The organism is Marisediminicola sp. LYQ134, from assembly GCF_046599635.1.
GTDB lineage: Bacteria > Actinomycetota > Actinomycetes > Actinomycetales > Microbacteriaceae > Marisediminicola.
Map to the genome: position 1 here is coordinate 1,255,116 of NZ_JBKIWP010000001.1, position 16,589 is coordinate 1,271,704.

General features: G+C 67.6%; 17 protein-coding genes. 2 read left to right on the forward strand and 15 right to left on the reverse strand.

The genetic code is table 11. The features are described from left to right. Window positions 1–86 precede the first annotated feature (86 nt). Genes hisH through ACLHIH_RS06025 form a run of 4 tightly spaced genes read right to left on the reverse strand, consistent with a single transcriptional unit; the run spans window position 87 to window position 2,912 of the window. Window positions 87–728, reverse strand: a complete 642-nt coding sequence (gene hisH, locus ACLHIH_RS06010) for an imidazole glycerol phosphate synthase subunit HisH (RefSeq protein WP_411315784.1) — start codon at window positions 726–728, stop codon at window positions 87–89. Window positions 729–730: 2 nt separating this feature from the next. Next, a complete protein-coding gene (gene hisB, locus ACLHIH_RS06015) occupies window positions 731–1,336 on the reverse strand; it encodes an imidazoleglycerol-phosphate dehydratase HisB (RefSeq protein ID WP_411315785.1) in 606 nt (201 codons plus the stop codon). A gap of 54 nt (window positions 1,337–1,390) precedes the next feature. Then, window positions 1,391–2,482, reverse strand: a complete 1,092-nt coding sequence (locus ACLHIH_RS06020) for a histidinol-phosphate transaminase (RefSeq protein WP_411315786.1) — start codon at window positions 2,480–2,482, stop codon at window positions 1,391–1,393. 46 nt (window positions 2,483–2,528) lie between these two features. Next, complete coding sequence (locus tag ACLHIH_RS06025; RefSeq protein ID WP_411315787.1) at window positions 2,529–2,912, reverse strand: LysM peptidoglycan-binding domain-containing protein; 384 nt, start codon at window positions 2,910–2,912, stop codon at window positions 2,529–2,531. A 319-nt stretch (window positions 2,913–3,231) separates the two neighbouring features. Here ACLHIH_RS06025 and lexA point away from each other — a divergent pair, with 319 nt between their 5' ends. Further along, on the forward strand, window positions 3,232–3,924 hold the full coding sequence (gene lexA / locus ACLHIH_RS06030; protein WP_411315788.1) for a transcriptional repressor LexA: 693 nt from the start codon (window positions 3,232–3,234) through the stop codon (window positions 3,922–3,924). On the opposite strand, the gene hflX is transcribed toward lexA, so the two are convergent. Next, window positions 3,876–5,438, reverse strand: coding sequence for a GTPase HflX (gene hflX / locus ACLHIH_RS06035; protein WP_411315789.1), 1,563 nt, complete (start codon window positions 5,436–5,438; stop codon window positions 3,876–3,878). The two genes, lexA and hflX, sit on opposite strands and share 49 nt — an antisense overlap. Window positions 5,439–5,479: 41 nt before the next feature. Here hflX and ACLHIH_RS06040 point away from each other — a divergent pair, with 41 nt between their 5' ends. Next, window positions 5,480–6,106 carry a class I SAM-dependent methyltransferase gene (locus ACLHIH_RS06040; protein WP_411315790.1) on the forward strand — a complete coding sequence of 209 codons (627 nt, stop codon included), beginning with the start codon at window positions 5,480–5,482 and terminating at the stop codon, window positions 6,104–6,106. 26 nt (window positions 6,107–6,132) lie between these two features. On the opposite strand, the gene dapF is transcribed toward ACLHIH_RS06040, so the two are convergent. The 10 genes from dapF to ACLHIH_RS06090 form a co-directional block, all read right to left on the reverse strand. Further along, window positions 6,133–7,011 (reverse strand): diaminopimelate epimerase, encoded by an 879-nt coding sequence (dapF, locus tag ACLHIH_RS06045; RefSeq protein ID WP_411315791.1) that lies wholly within the window; start codon window positions 7,009–7,011, stop codon window positions 6,133–6,135. Then, window positions 7,008–7,943, reverse strand: a complete 936-nt coding sequence (gene miaA / locus ACLHIH_RS06050) for a tRNA (adenosine(37)-N6)-dimethylallyltransferase MiaA (protein WP_411315792.1) — start codon at window positions 7,941–7,943, stop codon at window positions 7,008–7,010. Before miaA ends, dapF begins: the two co-directional genes overlap by 4 nt. Beyond that, entirely contained in the window at window positions 7,943–9,481 is a 1,539-nt protein-coding gene (miaB, locus tag ACLHIH_RS06055; protein ID WP_411315793.1) for a tRNA (N6-isopentenyl adenosine(37)-C2)-methylthiotransferase MiaB, read from the reverse strand. Before miaB ends, miaA begins: the two co-directional genes overlap by 1 nt. A 64-nt stretch (window positions 9,482–9,545) precedes the next feature. Further along, on the reverse strand, window positions 9,546–10,280 hold the full coding sequence (locus ACLHIH_RS06060) for a regulatory protein RecX (protein WP_411315794.1): 735 nt from the start codon (window positions 10,278–10,280) through the stop codon (window positions 9,546–9,548). A 60-nt stretch (window positions 10,281–10,340) separates the two neighbouring features. Next, window positions 10,341–11,432: a recombinase RecA gene (gene recA, locus ACLHIH_RS06065; RefSeq protein ID WP_411315795.1), complete on the reverse strand. Its 1,092-nt coding sequence runs from the start codon at window positions 11,430–11,432 to the stop codon at window positions 10,341–10,343. A gap of 322 nt (window positions 11,433–11,754) precedes the next feature. After that, window positions 11,755–11,976, reverse strand: a complete 222-nt coding sequence (locus ACLHIH_RS06070; RefSeq protein WP_411315796.1) for a DUF3046 domain-containing protein — start codon at window positions 11,974–11,976, stop codon at window positions 11,755–11,757. A gap of 96 nt (window positions 11,977–12,072) precedes the next feature. After that, the gene (locus ACLHIH_RS06075) at window positions 12,073–12,381 is read right to left on the reverse strand and encodes a helix-turn-helix domain-containing protein (RefSeq protein ID WP_411315797.1); all 309 of its coding nucleotides are present in this window, start codon (window positions 12,379–12,381) and stop codon (window positions 12,073–12,075) included. A 167-nt stretch (window positions 12,382–12,548) separates the two neighbouring features. Further along, the gene (locus tag ACLHIH_RS06080) at window positions 12,549–13,100 is read right to left on the reverse strand and encodes a CinA family protein (protein ID WP_411315798.1); all 552 of its coding nucleotides are present in this window, start codon (window positions 13,098–13,100) and stop codon (window positions 12,549–12,551) included. Then, window positions 13,097–13,726: a CDP-diacylglycerol--glycerol-3-phosphate 3-phosphatidyltransferase gene (pgsA, locus tag ACLHIH_RS06085; RefSeq protein WP_411315799.1), complete on the reverse strand. Its 630-nt coding sequence runs from the start codon at window positions 13,724–13,726 to the stop codon at window positions 13,097–13,099. Before pgsA ends, ACLHIH_RS06080 begins: the two co-directional genes overlap by 4 nt. Before the next feature lie 4 nt (window positions 13,727–13,730). Continuing rightward, complete coding sequence (locus ACLHIH_RS06090) at window positions 13,731–16,589, reverse strand: DNA translocase FtsK 4TM domain-containing protein (RefSeq protein WP_411315800.1); 2,859 nt, start codon at window positions 16,587–16,589, stop codon at window positions 13,731–13,733.

Genomic DNA, 16,589 nt, shown 5'->3' on the forward strand with positions numbered 1-16,589 from the left:
GGTCTGGGTTCGGTCGCGGTGAGCAGGGCTCCGACGACGTCGGTCAGGGTGCGCGTGGCGCGACTCGTGCCGACAGGCACCAGAGCCTAGTTCTTCCGGAGGCTCGCGATCCAATTCGCGAGCAGACGGATGCCCGCATCCCCCGACTTCTCCGGGTGGAACTGCGTCGCAGACAGGGGTCCGTTCTCCACCGCCGCGAGGAAATCGGTGCCGTGGTGCGCCCACGTGAGCGTCGCCGGGGTGAAGGGCGGCATCGTCTCGAGCGTCCAGTCCCGCGCGGCGTAGGAGTGGACGAAGTAGAAGCGCTCGTCGGCGATGCCGTCGAAGAGAACGGAGTCGGCGCCGGCGCGCACGGTGTTCCAGCCCATATGCGGGAGGACCGGAGCATCCAGTTCGGTCACGACTCCGGGCCACTCACCGAGGCCGTCCGACTCGAGGCCCCGCTCGACACCGCGCTCGAACATGATCTGCATGCCGACGCAGATGCCCAAGACCGGGCGCGATCCGGCGAGCCTCCGGTCGACGAGCTCGGCACCGCGCACCTCCGCGAGCGCGTCGGCGACGGCGCCGAACGCGCCCACGCCGGGCACGAGGAGTCCGTCGGCCTCGTGCACGGCGCGACGGTCGGACGTGAGCGTCACGTCGGCACCCGCGAACTCGAGTGCCTTGACGGCGGAGTGCACGTTGCCCGAGCCGTAGTCGAGAACAACGACCGTGGGAGCACCCACGGTTAGAGCGCTCCCTTGGTCGACGGGATGCCGGTGACTCGGGGGTCGACCGCGACGGCCGTGCGCAGGGCACGCGCGAACGCCTTGAACTCCGCCTCGGCGATGTGGTGAGGGTCGCGCCCCCCGAGCACGGTGACGTGCACGGTCAGAGCGGCATGGAAGGTGATCGCCTCGAAGACGTGACGCACCATCGATCCGGTGAAGTGACCGCCGATGAGGTGGAACTCGAAGCCGTCCGGCTCGCCGGAGTGGACGAGGAAGGGCCGCCCCGAGACATCCACGACCGCGCGCACGAGGGCCTCGTCGAGCGGAACGTGGGCGTCACCGAACCGGGCGATGCCGTGCTTGTCGCCGAGAGCCTGCCCGATGGCCTTGCCGAGCACGATTCCGATGTCTTCGACGGTGTGGTGCACGTCGATCTCGACGTCACCGGTCGCGCGCACGCGCAAGTCAATGAGGGAGTGCTTCGAGAACGCGGTGAGCATGTGGTCGAAGAACGGCACCGACGTCTGGATGTCGGCGATACCGGTTCCGTCGAGGTCGAGGGTGAGGTCGATGCTCGACTCGCTCGTCTCGCGGGTGAGGTGCGCTGTGCGCTCAAGTGCCATGGGGCAATCCTACCGAGCGCGACTCGGCGCGGACCGCGAAGCGCGCGCTCCCGGTCACGCCTCGCGCGAACGCCCCGTCACCTCGGCGAGGGCGGTCAGGAACGCCGTCGTCTCACGCTCGGTGCCGGCCGTCACCCGCAGGTGTCCGGGCATGCCGAGGTCGCGGATGATGATGCCGCGATCGAGCAGGTCGGTGAAGACCGCGTGGGGGTCGTCGACTCCCCCGAAGAGAACGAAGTTGCCCCAGCTGCGCCACGGGGTGAACCCGAGGGCCGCGAGCTCGATGAGCAACCGATCACGCTGGGTGCGGATGTCGTCGACCATCGCGAGCATCTCCGGGGCGTGCTCGAGCGCCGCGAGCGCGGCCGCTTGCGTGAGGGCGGAGAGGTGGTAGGGCAGCCTCACGAGCCGGAGCGCGTCGGTCACGGCGGGGTCGGCCGCGAGGTAGCCGACGCGCGCACCGGCGAAAGCGAACGCCTTGCTCATGGTGCGCGACACGATGAGCCGCTCGCGGCCGGGCAGAAGTGTGAGCGCCGACGGCTCGCCCTCGGGCGAGAACTCCGAGTAGGCCTCGTCGACGACGACCATGCCCCGCGCCGCGGAATACGCCGCGTCGATCGTTTCGATCGACACGGGCGTTCCGGTCGGGTTGTTGGGTGAGCACAGGAAGACGACGTCGGGGTCGGTGCGCTCGATCCACTCGACCACCGTCGCCGGCGACATCTCGAAGTCGGCGTCTCGCTCGCCCGACACCCAGCGGGTGCCCGTGCCCGAGGCGATGATCGAGTGCATCGAGTACGTCGGAGGGAAGCCGAGCACGGAGCGGCCCGGTCCACCGAACGCCTGCATGATCTGCTGGAGGACCTCGTTCGACCCGTTGGCCGCCCAGATGTTCTCTGCGGTCAGATCGTGACCGAGGTAGTCGGCCAGCGCCGTGCGCAATGCGACGAACTCGCGATCGGGGTAGCGGTTGATAGACAGGATCGCCGCAGCGATCGAACTGATGATTCCGTGGGCGACCGACTCCGGGATCGGGTGGGTGTTCTCGTTGACGTTGAGAGCGATCGGCACTCGGGACTCGGGCGCACCGTACGGGGTGAGGCCGCGGAGGTCATCGCGGATGGGGAGGTCGTTGAGCGAAGTCACCGATCAAGACTAGGGCTGTCGATGCCCCACGACTGATGCCCCTCGACTATCGAGCGTAGGCGGCGGGAACCGCGAGCTTCTGCCCCGGCTGAACGTCGGCCGAGTCGAGCTGGTTGAAGTGCACGAGGTCGGACACCACCTCGCGGGGGTCCGCCTCGGGCGCGAGCCCGACGGCGAGCTCCCACAGTGACTCGCCGCTCTCGACCTGCACGAAGACCACGTCGGCTCCGTCTTCGTTCGACGCCGTCGCCATTCCGCCGTTGAGAGCGAATGCTCCCGCGGCGAGCACGATCGGTGCCGCGACGAGAGTCGTGAACACCGCGCGACCGCGCCTCGTGAGACGGAGTCTGCGTTGCGGCACGCGCCCCGACCGTGCCTGTGCGGACGATGCGGACGATGCGGGGGGAGCAATACCAGTCGCTGCGCTCATGGTTCTTGCCTTTCAGGTCGGGGTATCACTCGCGGGTCGTGTTCTCGGAGGTGCTGCTCGTGATGGTGGGCGGGTGTCGCACCCGACACTCGGCCGGGAGAGCCGGATGCGAACCCGTGTTCCGAACATATCTTCGAATACTCGCCAGATCAAGCCGATATTCGAAAGTGTGGTAACGAATTAGCGCAACACGCTCGAATAGACGTTTGGAAAGCGACCGTCGAATGGATACAGTTTCGATTGTCTGAAGACAGACCATCAGGAGCCACCGACATTCGCCGTTCTCACGGCGCACGAGGTGCACATCGAGGGGAACGACGTGGTCGACACCGAGCAGGGATCACCGCAAGCGGACAAGCCGTCGACCCGGCGCCGCAAGAGTCTGAGCGACAAGCAGCTCGCGATCCTCGACGTGATCTCCCGATCGGTCTCGAGCCGGGGCTACCCGCCGAGCATGCGCGAGATCGGCGATGCGGTGGGGCTCGCTTCGCTCTCGAGCGTCACCCATCAGCTCAATCAGCTCGAGCTCAGCGGCTACTTGCGCCGCGACCCCAATCGACCGCGCGCACTCGAGATCCTCATCGACCTGCAACGCCCCGACGTCCCCGTCGTCTCCGACGCGCCGACCCCCGTCGGAGACGCCGCGATGGTCCCCCTCGTCGGTCGCATCGCGGCGGGAGTGCCGATCCTCGCCGACCAGCAGGTCGACGAGGTCTTCCCCCTCCCCCGCCAGCTCGTCGGCAAAGGCAACCTGTTCATGGTGAAGGTCGTCGGAGACTCGATGGTCGACGCCGCGATCTGCGACGGGGACTGGATCGTCGTCCGCCAGCAGAAGACCGCGGAGAACGGCGACATCGTCGCCGCGATGCTCGACGACGAAGCGACCGTCAAGGTGTTCCAGCAGCGCGACGGCCACACCTGGTTGCTCCCGCGCAACTCGGCCTTCGCGCCGATCCTCGGTGACTACGCCGAAGTGCTCGGCAAGGTCGTCGCGGTGCTGCGCTCGGTCTGAGCGGTGAACTGCTCCACCTGAGCCTCGACCTCCTCCGAGACGAGCACGTGGATCCGCGTGCCGTTCTCGTCGTAGCGGGTGTCGAGAACGACGCCGTTGTCATGCAAGCGCGTGACGACGTCCCCCCGATCGAAGGGGATGAGCAGATCGAGCTCGACCGACGGCGACGGGATCGCTTCGGCGATGCGCTCGAGTAGCTCCTCGACGCCTTCGCCCGTCCGCGCAGACACGAACACCGCACTCGGCTCGAGACCGCGCAACACGAGGCGCTGATCGTCGTCGACGAGATCTGCCTTGTTGAAGACGACGATCTCGGGCAGGTGGCGAGCATCGACGTCGCCGATCACATCGCGCACCGTCGCGAGTTGACTCCCGGGATCCGGATGCGATCCATCGACGACGTGCACGATGACGTCGGCGTCCGCGACCTCCTCGAGGGTCGACCGGAAGGCCTCGACGAGCTGGTGCGGGAGGTTGCGCACGAATCCGACGGTGTCGGTGAGGGTGTACGCCTGACCCTCGGCCGTCACGTTCTTGCGCACGGCCGTGTCGAGAGTCGCGAAGAGCGCGTTCTCCACGAGAGCGCCCGCCCGCGTCACCCTGTTGAGCAGCGACGACTTGCCGGCGTTCGTGTATCCGGCGATCGCGACAGACGGCACGTCGTTGCGCACCCGGTTCGCGCGCTTCGCCTCGCGGGACGGCGCGAAGCCGGCGATCTGCTTGCGCAGCTTCGCCATCCGCGTGTGGATGCGGCGGCGATCGAGCTCGATCTTGGTCTCACCCGGACCGCGCGAACCCATGCCGTTTCCGGCACCGACCTGGCCACCGGCCTGACGCGACATGGACTCACCCCACCCGCGCAACCGCGGCAGCAGGTACTCGAGCTGAGCGAGTTCGACTTGCGCCTTGCCCTCACGGCTCTTCGCGTGCTGGCTGAAGATGTCGAGGATGACCGCGGTACGGTCGATGACCTTGACCTTCACGACGTCTTCGAGCGCGCGACGCTGGCTCGGAGCCAGCTCGCCGTCGACGATGACGGTGTCTGCCCCGGTCGCCGCGACGACATCCCGCAGCTCGACCGCCTTGCCCTTACCGAAGTAGGTGCTCGGGTCGGGGTGAGGACGCTTCTGGAGGAGACCGTCGAGCACGACGGCTCCGGCCGTCTCGGCGAGAGCGAACATCTCGCGCATCGAGTTCTCGGCCTCGACGACGCCGCCCTGCGAGTAGATGCCGATGAGCACGACGCGTTCGATGCGCAACTGGCGATACTCGACCTCGGTGACGTCGTCGAGTTCGGTCGAGAGGCCCGCGACACGGCGCAGCGCCTGGCGATCCTCCCTATCGAACTGGTCGCCGTCGTGGTCGTCATCTGTCGTCGCCGACGCTCCGGTCTGCTGGAGGGCTTGCGCGCTACCGCTCCCGAACAGGCTGAGACCGGCCGGTCGCGACGACGAGTTGGCGAGTACGCGGGCGATGACGTCGTCGTCTCGCTCGGAAGGGTGTACTTCAGTCATTGGGTTAACCTTAGCTCTTCGTATTTGGGTAGGTTTTCGGGATGACTAACGAGCACTACTTCTCGGCGAATCCCGAGAGTGAGCTTGCTCTCCGTCGCATCCGGGTGACCATCGACGGCACCCCGCACGACGTGTCGACCGCGGGGGGCATCTTCAGCCCCGACCGCATCGATGCGGGAACATCCGTCTTGCTCGCGAACGTGCCGCCGGCTCCGCCGGGAGGCAACCTCCTCGATCTGGGATGCGGATGGGGTCCGATCTCCTACACGTTGGCTCTGCAATCTCCGCGGGCGACGGTGTGGGCTGTCGATGTCAACGAGCGTGCGCTCGATCTCGTGAGGCGCAATGCCGACCAGCTGGGCCTCGACAATATCAACGCCTGCCGCCCCGAGGATGTTCCCGACGATCTCGGTTTCACCACGATCTGGTCGAACCCGCCCATCCGCGTCGGCAAGAACGAGCTGCACAACCTGCTGTTGCGCTGGGTTCCGCGCCTGACACCCGAGTCCGACGCGTGGCTCGTCGTGCAGCGCAACCTCGGCTCTGACTCGCTGCACCGGTGGCTCGACGGTGAGCTCTCCGACGGGTTCGCCGTCTCACGCGCGGCAACCCACAAGGGATACCGGGTGCTGCGCGTGCGGCGACGAGTTCTGCCCGCCGACCTCTGAACCGACCCGGTCGATCGATACATCGATCAGATCGTGAGCTCGCCCTCGAACGAGAACTCCGCCGGCCCCGAGAGGGCGACGTGTTCTCCGTCTTCGGTCGCGAACATCCGCACCCCGAGGGTGCCTCCCGGCACCTCGACCTTCCACTGATTCGGTGCCCCCGGGCCGGCCCAGTGCCGTGTCGCGAGGGCCGCTGCCGCGGCACCCGTTCCACACGAGAGCGTCTCTCCACTGCCGCGCTCGTGCACGCGCATGCGGATGCGCCCGACCCCGTCGAGCACCATGGGCTCACGCGGCACCACGAACTCGACGTTGACTCCCGCGGGGAACTCGGGTTCGACGAGGGGGACGAACGAGAGATCCGCGCTCTCGAGTTCGTCATCGCTCGCGAGCGCGACGACGACGTGGGGGTTGCCGACGTTGATCCCGAGCCCCGGGCGCGCCACCTGCAGATTCTTCGCGCGGACGAGAGGCTCGCCTCCGTCGAGTGACCAGCGACCGAGATCGACCTGGTATCCGGAACGGTTGCTCTGGACGTCGCGCACTCCCCCGCGCGTGCCGATGACGAGGGTGTCGCCGGGCCCCAGTTCGGCGAGACCGTTGTCGACGAGATATCTGGCGTAGACCCTGATTCCGTTTCCGCACATCTCCGACGGCGATCCGTCGGCGTTGTGGTAATCCATGAACCACTCCGCGGCGTCGTCCTCCGCGAGGGCGGCGGCCCCCGCCTCGAGGTTCTCCGATCGCACCGCTCGGATGACGCCGTCGGCCCCGACGCCGAAGTGCCGATCGGCGATGGCCGCGAGCTGCGTGGACTCCAGCTCGATCGACCCCTCGGGGTCGCTGAAGAGCACGAAGTCGTTGCCCGTGCCATGGCCTTTGGTGAAGTGCAGTGTCGGGCTCACCGGTCCATGCTACTGAGGCCGCTGCTGACGAGGGCATCCACGACGGTCTCCCCGACGGCCGGCTCACCCCCGACGACGGTCACGGTCGCGGGATACCGTCGAAACCAGCCGACCTGTCGTCTCGCATACTTGCGGGTGAGTGCCTGCGTCTGATCGATCGCCGCCTCGCGAGTGAGGGTGCCCCGGATCTGCTCGGCGGCCTGCGCGTAGCCGATCGCCCGCCTCGCCGTCACTCCCCGGTCGAGCCCGTTCTCGAGCAGACCCTCGACCTCCGAAACGAGACCGCGCCGCCACATCGAGTGCACCCGCTCGTCGAGCCGTTCGACGAGTGTCGCGCGCTCCGCGGTGACCGCGACGACACGAGTGTCTGTCCAGAAGGCACTCGGGTCGGGGAGCCCCGACCCGAACGGCTTCCCCGTCATCTCGATGACCTCGAGGGCACGGACCAGGCGACGACCATTGCTGGCCCCGATCGCCGCTGCTGCGGGCGGGTCGACCACGGCTAATCGAGCGTGCAGGAGCCCGGGGCCACGCTCGACGAGTTCGGCCTCGAGCGCCTCGCGGATGCGCGCATCCGTGCCCGGGAACTCGAAATCGTAGAGCACCGACGAGACGTAGAGGCCCGAGCCGCCGACGAGCACCGCGACGTCTCCCCGACCCTCGAGTCGCCGGATGACGGATCGCGCCTCGCTCTGGTAGCGAGCGACGGTGGCCTCATCGGTGACGTCGAGCACGTCGAGAAGGTGGTGCGGAACACCTCGCCGGTCTGCGACGGGCAGTTTGGCCGTGCCGATGTCCATGCCGCGGTAGAGCTGCATCGCGTCGGCGTTGACGATCTCCGCGCGCCTTCCGCGTGCCGCGAGACGCTCGACCACATCGAGCGCGAGATCGGACTTCCCGGTTCCGGTCGCTCCGACGATCGCGACGAGCATCAGGCGTCGGTCGGGCGCATCCCGGGAAGCCCGAGCGACACGCGAGGCGCCCCTCCCGGTGACGCGGTGGCTCCGGCCGGAGTCGGCACACCGCAGCTCTCCGCCTCGGCCCGGTCGAAGGCGTCGCCCGCGCGCGTGCGGCGGATGACGAGCGGCGAGCCGTCGAGCGTGTCGGCGATGAGGTGGAAGGGCTTCGCGTCGGTCACCGTCACGGTCACGACGTCGCCGGGGCGTGGGGCGGCGCTGTGCGGCGGCACCTCGAAGTGCACGAGCCTGCTGTCTTCGGCGCGGCCGGAGAGTCGGTTCGTCGCAGCATCCTTCTTTCCTTCGGCGCCGACGAGCACCTCGACGGTGCGACCGACGACCTTCGTGTTCTCTTCCCACGAGATGCGGTCCTGCAGGGCGACGAGTCGCTCGTAACGCTCTTGCACCACCGCTTTGGGCACTTGCTCGTCCATCGTCGCCGCGGGGGTTCCCGGCCGGATCGAGTACTGGAAGGTGAACGCCGTTGCGAACCGCGCCTGTTCGACGACGCGCATCGTCTCGGCGAAGTCCTCTTCGGTCTCCCCGGGGAAGCCGACGATGATGTCTGTGGAGATGGCCGCGTGCGGAATGCGATCCCGGACCCTGTCGAGGATGCCGAGGAACTTCGTCGAGCGGTAGCTGCGGCGCATCGACTTGAGGATGCGATCGGAGCCGGACTGCAGCGGCATGTGCAGCTGCGGCATGACCGTGGGGGTTTCCGCCATAGCGTCGATGACGTCGTCGGTGAATGCCGCCGGGTGCGGGCTCGTGAATCTGATGCGCTCGAGCCCGGCGATGCGCCCGGCCGCGCGCAGCAACTTGCCGAAGGCGGCGCGATCACCGAATTCGACCCCGTAGGAGTTGACGTTCTGACCGAGGAGGGTCACCTCGATCGCTCCGTCGTCGACCATGGCCTGGATCTCGGCGAGGATGTCGCCGGGCCGACGGTCTTTCTCCTTGCCGCGCAACGCGGGCACGATGCAGAACGTGCACGTGTTGTTGCACCCGACCGAGATGGACACCCACCCGCTGTGCGTGGACTCGCGTTTCGTCGGAAGCGTGGACGGGAAGACGTCGAGCGCCTCGAGGATCTCGAGTTGCGCCTCGCCGTTGTGGCGTGCGCGCTCGAGGAGGGTCGGGAGGGAGCCCATGTTGTGCGTTCCGAAGACCACGTCGACCCACGGTGCCTTCTCGAGGATGACGGTCTTGTCTTTCTGGGCGAGGCATCCGCCGACGGCGATCTGCATGCCCTCGTGCTTCTTCTTCACCGAGGCCAGCATTCCGAGGTTGCCGTAGAGCTTGTTGTCGGCGTTCTCGCGCACGGCGCACGTGTTGATGACGACGACGTCTGCCTGCTCATCCGCTGTCGCCGGCTGGTATCCCGCTGCCTCGAGCGAACCGCTCAATCGCTCGGAGTCGTGGACGTTCATCTGGCACCCGAACGTGCGCACCTCGTAGGTGCGGCCGGGAGTCGTGACCGGGGTGGCGGTCGAGGGGGGAAACGTGAGAGTCATCGTTCCGCCAGCCTAATCTGCCGTGAGGCCCCTCAGATCGGGCGCGGGCACGGGCGCACGCACGTCACTCGAACCGCACGGTCGCCGTGCGGCCGGACGCGAGCGCCTCGTCGACGGCGATGCGGATGACTCCGGAGGAGTAGCCCTTGCGCTGCAGGAAGGCGCTCAACCGTCGAACCGCGGTGGTCGTGTCGAGTGATCGCAACTGGGGGGCGCGACGGTTCGCGAGTTCGCGCGCGCGATCGAGCTCGTCGCTGTCGGCGATCTGCTCGAGCGCCGCGTCGATGTGGTGCTGGTCGATATGACGTCGGCGCAGTTCGGCGGTGAGTGCGCTTCGACCGAGCCCCTTGCGCTCGTGCTGGGTTCGCACGAGTGTTTCGGCGAGTGCACCGTCGTCGACGAGACCCACGCTCTCGAGCCTGTCGAGTTCGGCGGTCACCTCGTCGGGTTCGAGCTCGCGCGAGAGAAGGGTCTTCTCGAGCTCCCAGCGGGACATGCCTCGCCGGGTGAGCGCGTGGATGCTCACGTTCTCGGCGCGCTTCGCCTTGCGCTCGGCGGCCTTGTCGCGAGCCGCCGCCGCTTTCGCGGACCGTGCCTCGCGGCGTTCCTCATCGGTCACCGGTTCAGCGCCACGAGCGTGACCCGATCCGACGTCGTGCGGCTCGGGCACGGGCACGGGCACGGGCTTGGGAGTCTCGTCGGCGAACCGGGGTCCGTCGGGTCGCCCTTGCGCACCGGGGAGGTAGGTGACCCGGGCAAGGGAGTCGTCGGGCTCAGCGTTGCGGGTCGACGCGGGCACGCGTGTGCTCCGTCGCCTCGCGGCACTCAACTCGTCTGGTCCCTCGCCCGGATTCATCGATCAGGCCCCGACGGCTTTGCGCGACGCGAGCTTCTTCGCGATCTGCTCGACGGGAGCATCTGTCACGGCGGCGGCACCCGGCACCGCATTGGGGTCGTCCATGATGCCGAGTTTGATCTTGATCTTCTGCTCGATCTCGGCCGCGATCTCGGGGTTCTTGAGGAGGTGGTTTCGCGAGTTCTCCTTGCCCTGGCCGAGCTGATCGCCGTCGTAGGTGTACCACGCACCCGACTTGCGCACGATCTCGTGCTCCACGCCGAAGTCGATGAGACTGCCCTCGCGGGAGATACCGACCCCGTAGAGGATGTCGAACTCGGCCTGCTTGAACGGCGGAGCCATCTTGTTCTTGACGACCTTGACGCGCGTGCGGTTTCCGACGGCGTCGGTTCCGTCTTTCAGCGTCTCGATTCGGCGGATGTCGAGTCGCACCGACGCGTAGAACTTGAGCGCCTTACCTCCCGCGGTCGTCTCGGGGCTTCCGAAGAAGACTCCGATCTTCTCGCGCAGCTGGTTGATGAAGATCATGGTCGTGTTGGTCTGGCTCAGCCCGCCCGTGAGCTTGCGCAGCGCTTGCGACATGAGACGCGCTTGCAGGCCGACGTGCGAATCACCCATCTCACCCTCGATCTCGGCGCGCGGCACGAGCGCCGCGACCGAGTCGATGACGATGAGGTCGATCGAGCCCGAGCGCACGAGCATGTCGGCGATCTCGAGAGCCTGCTCACCGGTGTCGGGCTGCGACACGAGCAGAGCGTCGATGTCGACACCGAGCTTCTTCGCGTATTCGGGGTCGAGAGCGTGCTCCGCGTCGATGAACGCGGCGATGCCGCCGGCGCGTTGCGCATTCGCGATCGCGTGGAGCGTGAGCGTGGTCTTACCCGAGGACTCCGGTCCGTAGATCTCGACGATCCGGCCGCGTGGGAGCCCCCCGATGCCGAGCGCGACATCCAACGCGATGGAGCCCGTGGGGATCGTTGCGACGGGAGCGCGCTCGTCGCTCCCCAGGCGCATGACGGAGCCCTTGCCGAACTGGCGGTCGATCTGGGCGAGGGCGGTTTCGAGAGACTTCTCGCGGTCTGCTGGTGATGCCATTGGTGGGACTCCTTGTGCGTCGTGGGTTGTGCGCCTATAGGCTGCCGCTCTCGTGCCAGACCGATGTTGCAAGGCCCGGCAGACCGCGACAAGGCTGGTAGTGCAGGCAACTGAGCTGCCGATGGTGCGTTGTCGTTGGTTCATCTCCAACAAGTGCGACTGTACGTTCCACGCCCGACATTGCTCTCGGTCGCGCCGACGCACAGTGCACAACCCGTCTTCGACTGCGCCTGTTCAGGAGCCTATCGATATCCGAACGGATGTTCGAGAGCGCGCCGGTGTGTCGCGTGCCGGATAGCGGGGACGCGCGGATGCGTCGAGGTCAGCGCTGCGGCAACTGGCCGACGCCGTGCCAGCGGGACTTCGGGACATCGGATGCGCGGCACAGCGCGATCCACACCGCCCTCGTGTCTTCACCCGACGCGATCGCCTGCACGGAGGTGCGGTCACCGAACTCGGTCAGAACGAGGTCGCGCGTCACCATCTGGCCGTAGGGCTCGCCGAACTCGTCGCGAACCGCTTGCCAGAACTCACTCACGCGCATGCGACAACGCTAACAAGCGCGACGGTACATCGGCTGCACCCACGAACGCGCGAACGCCCCGACCCGGAGGTCGAGGCGTTCGAGAAAACTCAGGTGTTACCGAACCGCGAGGTCGGCATCGAAATCTGCCACGAGGTCGTCGGGAACAGTGTCGGGGATGGGGTTCAGACCCTCCACGACAGCGAGCCGATCGCCGACCTCACGCATGATGACCGAAATGGGCGTCTCGAGCGCATCCGCCACCGACGCGAGGATCTCGGAGCTGGCCTCTTTCTGGCCCCGCTCCACCTCGCTGAGGTAGCCGAGCGCGACGCTCGCCTTGCTCGCGACCTGCCGGAGGGTGCGGCCCTTCTGCAGGCGGAAGTCCCGGAGCACATCTCCGATTTCTTGGCGAACCAATACCACTGTGGACCCTCCTCCTCATGACCGAACCACTCAATTTCAGATCGGATCGGGGGCTGTCGACCCCTGCTCCGGTCCGGAAACTCTAGCGAGACCAGTCTGTACCTTGCTTGTGAATCACTGGTCTGTAACCGGATGGAAACGGGAAACATTCCCGCACCCCGGCCGGTTCACAGCTCGGCCAGTCGCGACGCAAGCGATGTGAGTAGTTCGGAGACGACGCCCGAACGGACTGCTCCCCGGTCACCGGAGAGTTGGAGCGCGACGGCGCGGACATCGCCGCCCACAGCGATCCCGACGAAGACCGTTCCCGCGGGGTGCCCGTCGTGCGGTCCGGGACCCGCCACGCCCGTCGTCGAGATGCCGACATCGGCGGGAACCCCTCGCCGAGCGAGAACCGTGCGAACGTTCGCCGCCATCTGCATCGCGACGTCCGGGTGCACGGGGCCGTGGAGGGCGAGGAGATCGGCGGAGACGTCGAGAACCGAGTGCTTGATGTCGGTCGAGTAGGCCGTGACCGATCCGAGGAGCACCTCCGAGGCACCGGCGACCGACGCGAGTTCCGCGGTCACGAGCCCCGCCGTGAGAGATTCCGCGACGGCGATCGTGAGGTGTCTCTCAGCGAGTCGAGCAACGACGGTGTCGGCGATCCTCTCCCCGGGCGTCTCGGCGGGCACCCTGTCGAGGGCGCCCTCCGACGCGACGACGGAATCAGCGGTCACGACACCGCGGGAGCACGGTTGAAGCGATACGCCTTGTAGAGGTAGTCGAGCCCCGTCACGACCGTGACGACGAGGGCGAGAGCGAGGAGCCCTCCGGAGACCCACACGAACCACTCCCCCACGACACTCGCGATGGGGAAGAGGAAGGCGGAGAGCGACACCGATTGCAGGACGGTCTTGAGTTTGCCCCCGGCCGATGCGGGGATGACCCGCGACCGGAGAACGACGAAACGGAACACCGTGATGCCGAACTCGCGAACCAGAATCACGATGGTGACCCACCAGAACACCTCGTCGAGGATCGAGAGCGCCACGAGGGCACCGCCGATGAGCACCTTGTCGGCGATCGGGTCGAGGATCTTGCCGAGATCGGTGACGAGGTTCTGTCGACGCGCGAGAAAACCGTCGAGACTGTCGGTGAGGATCGCGACGACGAAGACCACGGCTGCGATCCAACGCGCGGCACCCATCTCGCCCGCATCCGCGAGCAGAAGCCACACGAAGGCCGGAGCCATGAAGATGCGCACCACGGTGATGATGTTCGCCACGTTGGCCGCGCTCGCCCGAGTCTCACCCGACCTGATCATCCGCCCGTGGAGCGCATGCGAGGAGCCTGCTGCTGCCATGGCGCTACTCCCTGCCGGTCAGACCCCACGCGTCCTCGTCGGAAACGTCGACCTCATCGTAGCCGCTCGTCATCTCACCGACCGGGTCGCCGTGGTAGCGATCACTCGACTCGGAGCCCACGGGAACCGGCGCGACGGACCCGGCGGATGAGCTCGTCGCGCTCGCGGGCGCGGTGATGGGCGCATCCTCTCCGCGGAGTCTCGCGAGCACCCCCGGCAGCTGCTCGGCGGTCACGAGCACGTCTCGCGCCTTCGACCCTTCGGAGGGCCCGACGATCTCCCGCGACTCGAGAAGGTCCATGAGCCTGCCCGCTTTCGCGAAGCCGACGCGGAGCTTGCGCTGCAGCATCGAGGTCGAGCCGAACTGCGTGCTGACCACGAGTTCGGCCGCCGCGAGCAGCACCTCGAGGTCGTCGCCGATGTCACCGTCGACCTCTTTCTTCTCGGCGACAGCCGCGACGTCCTTGCGGTATTCGGGCTGAGCCTGCCTCGTGACGTGTTGCACGACGGCGTTGACCTCGCTCTCGGTCACCCACGCCCCCTGCACGCGGATGGCCTTCGAGGCACCCATGGGCAAGAAGAGGGCGTCGCCCTGGCCGATGAGCTTGTCGGCGCCGGGCTGGTCGAGGATCACTCGACTGTCGGTCATGCTGCTCACCGCGAACGCGAGCCTCGACGGCACGTTGGCCTTGATGAGCCCCGTCACGACGTCGACGCTCGGGCGCTGGGTCGCGAGCACGAGGTGGATTCCGGATGCTCGCGCGAGCTGGGTGATGCGCACGATCGAGTCTTCGACATCCCGCGGGGCCACCATCATGAGGTCGGCGAGCTCATCGACGACGACGAGGAGGTAGGGGTAGGGCTTGAGTTTGCGCTCGCTGCCGGCGGGCAACACGATCTCGTTCGCGAGCACCGCGCGGTTGAAGTCGTCGATGTGACGGAACCCGAAACTCTCGAGGTCGTCGTAGCGCATGTCCATCTCTTTGACGACCCAGCTGAGCGCCTCCGCGGCCTTCTTCGGGCTCGTGATGACGGGCGTGATGAGGTGCGGGATGCCCGCGTACGGCGTGAGCTCGACGCGCTTCGGGTCGATGAGCACCATGCGCACCTCGGCGGGCGTCGCGCGCATGAGGAGCGACGTGATCATCGAGTTCACGAAGCTCGACTTGCCCGACCCCGTCGAACCCGCGACGAGCAAGTGGGGCATCTTGGCGAGGTTCGCCACGACGAAACCCCCCTCAACGTCTTTTCCGAGCCCCATCGTGAGCGGGTGGGCACTGCTCGTGCTCGCCTTCGACCGCAGCACGTCGCCGAGCGACACGATCTCGCGGTCGGTGTTGGGGATCTCGACGCCGATCGCGCTGCGCCCGGGGATCGGCGAGAGGATGCGCACCTCGTTGCTCGCGACCGCGTAGCTCAGGTTCTTGCTCAGCGCGGTGACCCGCTCGACCTTCACCCCGGGTCCGAGCTCGATCTCGTAGCGCGTGACCGTCGGACCGCGACTGAACCCCGTGACCTTCGCGTCGACCGAGAACTGCTTGAGCACCTCGGTGATCGCACGGACGATGACGTCGTTCGCCTCCGAGCGGGACTTCGCGGGCGTGCCCATCGCGAGCGCGGCGATGCCGGGGAGGCGGTAGGGAGCCGACGGGCCGTCGCCGGCCACGGCATCCGTCGGCTCGACGAAACCGTCGGAACCGGGCGCGAACCCGGGGAGCTCGGTCGGCGTCGCCGTGCGGTCGGCATCGTCACGGATACCCGTCGGGTGCGCGTCGATCTCGCCACTGAACCTCTTGACCGCCGACTCCGCTTTGGCGAGCTCGTCGAGGAGCGCGGCATCCGCCCGAGCCTTCACCGCCGACGCCTGCGCGGTCGGCGCTGCTGTGGCCGGCGTCACGACCTCCTCGAGCTTGGTGCGGTCGATGACCTCGGTCTCATCGCGATCGCGGACGATCACGGGGCTGTCGAAAGCCGGATCCTCTTCGCGCTGGGTCTTGTTGCGTCGCCACCACGGGAGCTCGGCGGGGTCGACGTCGTCGAGCTCGAGATCGTCGATGCCCCCGAGGCTCGCGCGCTCCTTCTCCGCCTTCTTCGCCGCACGCTGCTCGTCGTCGGGCAGCTGTGCGCCGAAGAGGTAGGCGTAGAGCTCGAGGAGCCTCGCCCCGAGCCTGTTCGGCGGCGTCTTCGTGATGATGAAGAGCGAGAGAGTGAGCAGGAGGATGATGACGGCCATCGCGCCCGGCACGGTGATGACGGCGATGAGCGGGGCAGCGAGCACCCACCCGAGCACCCCTCCCGCCGTCGCGAGACCCGGCATCCCGCTCGACGGCGCCGGTTGCCCGCCCGCGATGTGGCACAGCGCGCTGATGCTCGTGAGCAGCACGGCGAGGCCGATGCCGATGCGCCCGTTGTCGTGCACCGACGCGGGGTGGCGGAAGAGCCACACGGCGAAGAGCACCATGACGACGGGCAGCGCGAACGCGACCCGGCCGAACAGACCGCCGAAGGTGTAGGCGTCGAGGGCGACCGCGACGGGGTCGGTGGGGTTGAACCACTCCACCGCGGCGCCCGCCACGGCGAGGAGCACGAGGAAGAAGGGCACGCCGTCACGGCGCTCCTCCTTTGCGAGAGTCTCTTTGCCGAGCACTCGCGCGGCCCCGCCGACGATGTGCGCGAGCCCCAGCCACGCCGAGGCGAGCAGGCCGGGCTTGTCCGGCTCGAACGCGGGGGCCTTCGTCGCGGGGAGTTTGCGCGTGGAGCCGCGGCCCGACGCGGGCAGCACCTCGGTCTTCGCCGTCGCGGCGCCTCGTTTCGCGCCGGAACGCGGTTTGGCGCGGGGGGTCGACCGGGTGCTCGTAGCCAT

Coding starts and splice junctions, on each gene's coding strand:
- ACLHIH_RS06025 (WP_411315787.1), bottom strand. CDS start 2,912: ATGAGCGCAGCGACTGGTATTGCTCCCCCCGCATCGTCCGCATCGTCC.
- miaA (WP_411315792.1), bottom strand. CDS start 7,943: ATGCTCGTCGCGATCGTCGGAGCGACCGGAACCGGGAAGTCCGATCTC.
- ACLHIH_RS06090 (WP_411315800.1), bottom strand. CDS start 16,589: ATGGCTACGAGCACCCGGTCGACCCCCCGCGCCAAACCGCGTTCCGGC.
- hisB (WP_411315785.1), bottom strand. CDS start 1,336: ATGGCACTTGAGCGCACAGCGCACCTCACCCGCGAGACGAGCGAGTCG.
- ACLHIH_RS06070 (WP_411315796.1), bottom strand. CDS start 11,976: ATGCGCGTGAGTGAGTTCTGGCAAGCGGTTCGCGACGAGTTCGGCGAG.
- pgsA (WP_411315799.1), bottom strand. CDS start 13,726: ATGGCAGCAGCAGGCTCCTCGCATGCGCTCCACGGGCGGATGATCAGG.
- recA (WP_411315795.1), bottom strand. CDS start 11,432: ATGGCATCACCAGCAGACCGCGAGAAGTCTCTCGAAACCGCCCTCGCC.
- hflX (WP_411315789.1), bottom strand. CDS start 5,438: ATGACTGAAGTACACCCTTCCGAGCGAGACGACGACGTCATCGCCCGC.
- ACLHIH_RS06040 (WP_411315790.1), top strand. CDS start 5,480: ATGACTAACGAGCACTACTTCTCGGCGAATCCCGAGAGTGAGCTTGCT.
- miaB (WP_411315793.1), bottom strand. CDS start 9,481: ATGACTCTCACGTTTCCCCCCTCGACCGCCACCCCGGTCACGACTCCC.